Below are 7,214 nucleotides of genomic sequence, written 5' to 3' on the forward strand. Positions count from 1 at the left end.
ACTCTTCCTTACGCTATTTCTACTTGAATTGACAGGAAAATTAAGAGTTGCTTGGCAATGGCATAAGATTTTTAGTGCAAATACCAATAATACAATTTCCATTTAAAATTATTTGTTAAAATATAATTTTTAAAATTAAAATCACATCAATCAATATAGTGTCTATTTTAGATAGTGCAATTCAGATAAATCACTGGAGTTCAACCCCACTGAACAGAACAAATGTAATAGATATTGAAATAGCAGGAAAAAACATTAACAACAATTACTTTTATAACATATAGTTACTAATTTTTTAGTTATTTTTCGTTGAATTAATTTGTTTTTTGTATAATAAAAATTTTATATGATGAGTTGCCCGCCTTTTGGTTTACTTTAGAGTAAAACTATTTCTCAGGGATACATAATTCGCATAATTGCCATACGACATGCTGAAACTCAATGGAATCTTGATGGCGTTACTTTGCAAACCCTAATATGTGAATCCAAGGAACTTAAAAAGCGGAACTACGCGAGGAAACAAGAAGATATGCTCACCAATTCAATGTATCAGCTTATCTGTTAATTCTTATAGATAAGCTGATACATTTACAACAAAATCAGATCAATCCATGTACCAAAATAATACCGATGCAAGCCGGGCCAATATATCTCCATATAAGCAATAAACATTTTCGTTTTAATCGTGACATATTATCAGGCATTAATGAAATAGCTTTGCTTGACCAACCAAAAATCAAACAAATTATAATTCCAAACAACGGCATCAGAACATTTGATGTAATGAAATCTAATATATCAAAAATATTCTTCCCGCCTATCGATAAAAAGCTTAACACCCCAAAGGATAAAGAGACAGGAATCCCCATTAACATAATAGATAATGTAACAATTAAGCCAGCTTTACGCCGAGACCAATGAAATCGAGACTGTACATAAGCAACAATATGCTCAAGCAATGAAATCGATGAAGTCAATGCGGCCATCAGTAATAATGTAAAAAAAGTAATTGCCCAAATAGTACCTCCGGGCAAATGAGCAAAGTAAATGGGCATCGTCATGAATGTTAAACCCGGGCCTGCATTAGGTTCTAATCCTGCAGAAGTTAAAGCAGGAAAAATCATCAGACCGGCTAATATACATACAAGGCATGATAATATCACTACCCAAACACTAGAGCGTCCAATCCCTTTATTACTTGGTAAATAGGCACTATAAGTAACATGTATTCCCAGACCGATAGACAAGGAAAAAAATGCCAGCCCTAATGCGTCTAAAATTCCTTTACCTGTCAGACTAGCAAAGTCAGGATATAAAAACATTTTCAATCCTGCAGATGAACCGGGTAAACGAATCCCGATAATTATTAAAACTACCATGATTACAATAAGGAGTGGCATCATGATTTTCCCTGCTTTTTCAAGGCCTTTTTGCACTCCAGCCAAAACTACAATGCAAGTTAAACTTGCAAAGACTAAATGTGCAATTATCGGCCACCAGGGATTACTGATGAAGTTATTAAAAATAATAGTCAGCTGATTACTGTCCGTTATATTCAGTTTTCCAACTGCTGCCATCGAGACATAACCAATCGTCCATCCACCAACTACACTATAAAAACTGTAAATACACCATGAACTGAAAATTCCGATAAAACCAATAAATCCCCAATTCTTACCTAATAACTTCTTAAACGCATTTACAGCACTTTCGCCGGTACTACTTCCCAGTAAATTTTCAGCCATCAACACTGCTAATCCAATGATGAAACTGAACAATAAAAAGACTAAAAGGAATGCACCACCGCCATTTGTTGCAGTAACATAAGAGAATTTCCATATAGCCCCAATACCAACAGCTGAACCTGCTGCCGCTAATACGTGACCAAAACGAGAAGTCCATTGTTGACTCACACTAACCTCCTTATCGCTAAGGCGTTAACATGTGTATTCGGGCGCACAGAGCAACCAATTTCTTGACTGAGGATATAAGATAATAGAATGCTGGATATAATAAAAAATGTCACAAGGAACTCCGGTTAAAAAACAGTTCCACCAGCAAGATAGATAAGCCACCTAACTGGTGGCTTCATAAGAAAAACAGATAAACGCAGCCACCTATTCGGATAGGGATAGTAGGCTTAGTAGAAGATTCACAATTGCGTTCATAGCTCTACTCTAGATGTTCATCATTTAATCGTAACTTTCAATGGCGTTAATCAAATCGATGAACGCTTAACAAGCTGCCATTGTATACCATAGAAAATAGTGATTTTAAATAATAACCTATAAAAAATTAACTGGTTACTCAACCTAAATGACACTTTACATTTTTCAAAATGTCATCCTTTCCATTGGAATTCCACCAAAAAATACACGTCCCACGCGGCGAAAAATAAGGAATTCTCATAATTTGTGTGTATCACTAATAAAAACGGGGACTGAAGTGAGCATTGCTTTTCAATGAATTAGTAAGAGCCAGTGCACAACGGCATCACAATGTGGATTTTCTTTACTGACGTTACTATGGAGAAGTACGGGATGTCATTAAGTAGGTGCTGGAAACTGAATCCTGATTGAGCCGATTTGAGTGCAGTTTTGCCTTATGCCTCTGAGATTATGTGACCTTAAAACCCTGCTTCTGTGATACCCATCATTCAATTTTGGAATTAATGATGAAAGAACATCCTGATTTATGGGTCGATGTACTGAACAGTCTGAGAAACACATGGCCACAGATATCCGGTTCTATTTTAGCCATCATGATTTGTTATGGCCGCCTGATTTATGACGGTGTAGAGCGGAAAAATCGCTGGGTAGAACCACTACTGTGTGGCGCACTGTCGTGGGGATTTTCCAGCGCACTGGAACTCTTTGGTATTCCAAGCAGTGTTTCACCTGCGCTTGGCGGCGCCGTCGGTTTTATCGGTGTGGAAAAAATTCGAGAATTTGCGCTACGCGCAATCAATAAACGTTTAGGAGATAAATAATGACAAGAGGGATTCGTAATCACAATCCGGGCAATATCCGCCACGGTGATAAATGGCAGGGTTTGCGTGATACACAGACAGACAAATCGTTTTGTCAGTTTGTGGCTCCAGAATATGGCATACGTGCAATGCTGAAAATTCTGCGTAATTATGAACGCAAATACGGGGATAACACGATTTACCAGTTTATTTCCCGTTGGGCACCACCCAATGAAAATGATACTCAGGGTTATATTGCTTATGTTTGTAAAGCAGTCGGCGTCGTCAGCAGCACTGTAGTCGATGTGGAAAATGTTGCCACAATGAACCTTTTGGTTAAGGCCATCATTAAAATGGAAAACGGTCAGCAACCTTATTCCGATGAAACCTTTAAACGGGCATTTGAATTGTTATAAAGCCCGGTTTGAATATAACCACCGCCAGAAAACTGACGGTGGTTTTTAATGGATATTTCTTTTCCTATCACCTTTATCCTGACAGGGAAATCACATTCTCTGAAATGTATTCAATAAATTATTACAATCCATTCCAATCTGTCATTCAACAATAACAATCTTATCCCGGAAGGGGATAATCCCAATATGTTTCCCACTCTCCCCTGCCAAAATGGTACTTAGATCACAGTTACCACCATATATCAGCCACCGATTGTCAAATTTGCGGTACAACGACTCCCGATGCCGCTATTTGGAATTGGATTTTGAACGGGCAATTTAACATTCACTTTTTACATCAAGGAAAAGAGGAATTCTATGAAATCACGCGCTGCCGTTGCCTTTGGGCCAAACAGACCTCTTGAAATTGTCGAAATTGACGTCGCGCCACCGGAAGCGGGTGAAGTGATGATAAAAATCAGCCATACGGGTGTGTGCCATACAGATGCCTTTACCCTTTCTGGTGATGATCCCGAAGGCCTATTCCCTGTTGTGTTAGGACACGAAGGAGCCGGAGTGGTGGTCAACGTTGGTGCAGGCGTAACCAGTGTAAAACCCGGCGACCATGTTATTCCATTATATACAGCAGAATGCGGCAAATGTGAGTTCTGCCAGTCCGGTAAAACTAACCTTTGTATCGCGGTACGTGATACTCAGGGAAAGGGTCTCATGCCAGATGGTACAACCCGTTTCTCTTATCATGGTCAGCCTATTTATCATTACATGGGATGCTCCACATTCAGCGAATATACTGTTGTCGCGGAGGTCTCACTCGCCAAAATCAACCCAGAGGCAAATCATGAACATGTCTGCCTGCTGGGCTGCGGTGTAACCACCGGTATCGGTGCCGTACATAATATTGCCAAAGTACAACCGGGGGATTCTGTGGCCGTTTTCGGCCTTGGTGGAATAGGCCTTGCCGTTATTCAGGGCGCTCGCCAGGCAAAGGCAGGCCATATTATTGCCATTGACACAAATCCCGCTAAATTTGAATTAGCCAAACAATTTGGTGCAACTGAGTGCATCAATCCAAATGATCATGATAAACCTATCCAGCAAGTCATTATTGATATGACCAAATGGGGGGTTGATCATACTTTCGAATGCATCGGTAACGTCAACGTTATGCGTGCCGCCCTCGAAAGTGCGCATCGCGGCTGGGGTCAATCAGTGATAATCGGTGTGGCTGGAGCCGGACAGGAAATTTCTACCCGACCATTCCAGCTTGTTACAGGCCGTACATGGAAAGGCACTGCCTTCGGTGGTGTGAAAGGCCGCAGCCAGTTGCCCGGAATGGTAGAAGATGCCATGAAAGGTGACATTGAACTTGCACCTTTTGTCACCCACACTATGCCTCTGGAAGAGATTAATGATGCTTTCGGCCTGATGCATGAAGGCAAATCCATCCGTACTGTCATTCACTATTGATTCAATCTTGATTGAAGTGAGCAAACCGTGTTGCAAGCCAACACGGTATATGACAAATCATCGAACGCCCATTACAGAAAATCACGTAAGGACGAAAATAATGGAAAGAATCGAACACTACGCCAGTTTTGGTGGATGGCAGGATGTTTATCAACACACTTCAACGGTTTTGAACTGCCAAATGTGCTTTTCAATTTTCCTGCCTCCCCAAATAACAGAAAGAAAATTACCCGTACTATATTGGCTCTCGGGATTGACCTGCACAGAACAGAATTTCACGACAAAAGCAGGTGCTCAACGTTACGCTGCTGAACATGGCATCGTTATTGTTGCTCCAGATACCAGCCCACGCGGTGATGATGTCGCTGATGACCCTGCGTTTGATCTTGGAAAAGGTGCCAGTTTTTACCTCAACGCCTCGGAGCAACCCTGGGCTACCCATTATCGTATGTACGATTATATTGTTTCGGAATTGCCTGAATTAATAGAAGCACATTTTGCAGTGACTAATATCCGCTCGATCAGCGGACACTCAATGGGAGGCCATGGTGCAATGATTATCGCATTAAAAAATCCGGGACGTTATTGCAGCGTATCCGCATTTTCTCCCATTGTTGCCCCTTCTCAGGTTCCGTGGGGAACAAAAGCATTTTCCACTTATCTTGGCGAAGACATTAATGAATGGAAGCAATATGACACAATAGAGTTGATCAAACATGCGCAAGAACAGCTCCCCATTCTGATTGATCAGGGACTCAGTGATAATTTTCTGGATAGCCAGTTACGCCCTGACTTATTGCTGGAAGTTTGTAATGCAACCAATTACCCAGTGACCATGAATTTTCGTCAGGAGTATGATCACAGCTATTACTTTATCTCCAGTTTTATCAAAGATCACATTGCCTATCATGCACAGGCAATGCAACGCTGAGTTGAATACAGTTAAGTTTCAGGCTGAATAATGTGTGGGATGTCTATCTTTAAAGCTAATGTAAATTACAGAAATTCAATAAGTATCAGTCACATCTCTAACAGCTTACTCAGACACTTCACTAAAAAAGATATAATGGGAGCGTCAGAATTATCCTTTCCCGAAGTCAGTCTCGTTCATACAACCCGCTGCCAAAGCAGCATGCTCCATCATTAAATATAAAGTTGGTTTAAAAAATCTTGCTGGAATCTTAGGTAACATTTCCATATCTGTATAACCACGGGAGTCCCGGGACTCCCGTGGTTATACCCAATATGCGACAACTATTGACACACCCCAACACATTTCTCATATGGGCTGTGGAGAGTTAAATATCGCAAATACAGAGGAATACCATGCACGTCAAATACATAGGGGAAGATATTCCCCAACATAATTTAGTTAAAAACAAAATTTATAAACTCACAGAGCAAGATGACGGCAAGTATCTCATTAATGGCGTCTTTGTTCACTCCAATACAGTAGTCGCTGCATACCCTCACCCACACGCAGATATCATTGCAGAATACGCAAAATTTGCTATCGAAAACGATGAACCGTGGCGCTTCTTCCAATACCGTAAATGCGTTGGAACAAGCTGGCAGGACTGCGCTAAACCCCTGACTTTCAACTATGAGTGGGAATACAAACTCAAACCCAATCCCCAAACCATTCGTATCGGTGAGTGGGATGTCCCTGTACCTGAAAGAAAACCACTACTCAAAGGTACAACATACTATGTTCCGGATCTTTTGACTGAAAATTTTACCGACCCGCTTGTATGGGATAACAGCCATCTGGATTTGCGTTTACTCAATAGAGGATTAGTACACCTTACCGCAGATGCCGCAAATACCCATGCATGCGCCCTTCTTTCTTTCATTAAATGAGCGGAGAAAACGAGCATGCTGTTCTCCGATAATAAAAGGAACTTGAGGCTGTCTCCGTAAATGTCATTCGCCTGAAGTCTGGGTAAAAATCAAACCCATCGCCTGTTCCAAAATCAGTATTTTCGGTTAATAAAAAATCGGAACAGGCATGGATAAAATTAAGCTTTTCTGTAATATCGGCTGCCACTCATCCCAATTACAATATTTATAAATATCTTACACTAAATAAATAACATGATAAAAACATCCCATCATGTAAATACTACCAAAAAGAAAAAACCTCTCTAAAAAACAATGTTAAACGTTATCTTTAATAAAGACATATCAAAAATAAATGAACCGAAATTCTTTAATAAAGAAAATTATGAAAATAAAATACTCGTTTGTAAAAAATTAGTTTTTAAACATTTTCAGCAATCAGTAATACCCTATAACTCATATTTAATTTAATCAATACATTATTTACTAGCGTAGTCATTAGTCTCATAAGCAGGAGTAACAGA

At 40.0% G+C, this 7,214-nt stretch carries 6 protein-coding genes; 5 read left to right on the top strand and 1 reads right to left on the bottom strand.

Annotation, left to right across the window (positions count from 1 at the left end; all coding sequences use genetic code 11):
• Window positions 1-599: 599 nt before the first annotated feature.
• A complete protein-coding gene (locus AC5JQI_RS10525) occupies window positions 600-1,913 on the bottom strand; it encodes a sodium-dependent transporter (protein WP_237387613.1) in 1,314 nt (437 codons plus the stop codon).
• Window positions 1,914-2,674: 761 nt separating this feature from the next.
• Here AC5JQI_RS10525 and AC5JQI_RS10530 point away from each other — a divergent pair.
• The 5 genes from AC5JQI_RS10530 (at window position 2,675) to AC5JQI_RS10550 (ending at window position 6,711) form a co-directional block, all read left to right on the top strand.
• Window positions 2,675-2,989, top strand: a complete 315-nt coding sequence (locus AC5JQI_RS10530) for a phage holin, lambda family (RefSeq protein WP_493914661.1) — start codon at window positions 2,675-2,677, stop codon at window positions 2,987-2,989.
• The gene (locus AC5JQI_RS10535; RefSeq protein ID WP_237388283.1) at window positions 2,989-3,384 is read left to right on the top strand and encodes a structural protein; all 396 of its coding nucleotides are present in this window, start codon (window positions 2,989-2,991) and stop codon (window positions 3,382-3,384) included. Before AC5JQI_RS10530 ends, AC5JQI_RS10535 begins: the two co-directional genes overlap by 1 nt.
• A 357-nt stretch (window positions 3,385-3,741) precedes the next feature.
• Entirely contained in the window at window positions 3,742-4,851 is a 1,110-nt protein-coding gene (locus tag AC5JQI_RS10540; RefSeq protein WP_493912117.1) for an S-(hydroxymethyl)glutathione dehydrogenase/class III alcohol dehydrogenase, read from the top strand.
• Window positions 4,852-4,951: 100 nt separating this feature from the next.
• A complete protein-coding gene (fghA, locus tag AC5JQI_RS10545; protein ID WP_493912118.1) occupies window positions 4,952-5,782 on the top strand; it encodes an S-formylglutathione hydrolase in 831 nt (276 codons plus the stop codon).
• A 395-nt stretch (window positions 5,783-6,177) separates the two neighbouring features.
• Window positions 6,178-6,711, top strand: coding sequence for a hypothetical protein (locus AC5JQI_RS10550; protein ID WP_493912119.1), 534 nt, complete (start codon window positions 6,178-6,180; stop codon window positions 6,709-6,711).
• Window positions 6,712-7,214 lie beyond the last annotated feature (503 nt).

Source organism: Xenorhabdus sp. XBWT (assembly GCF_059072735.1).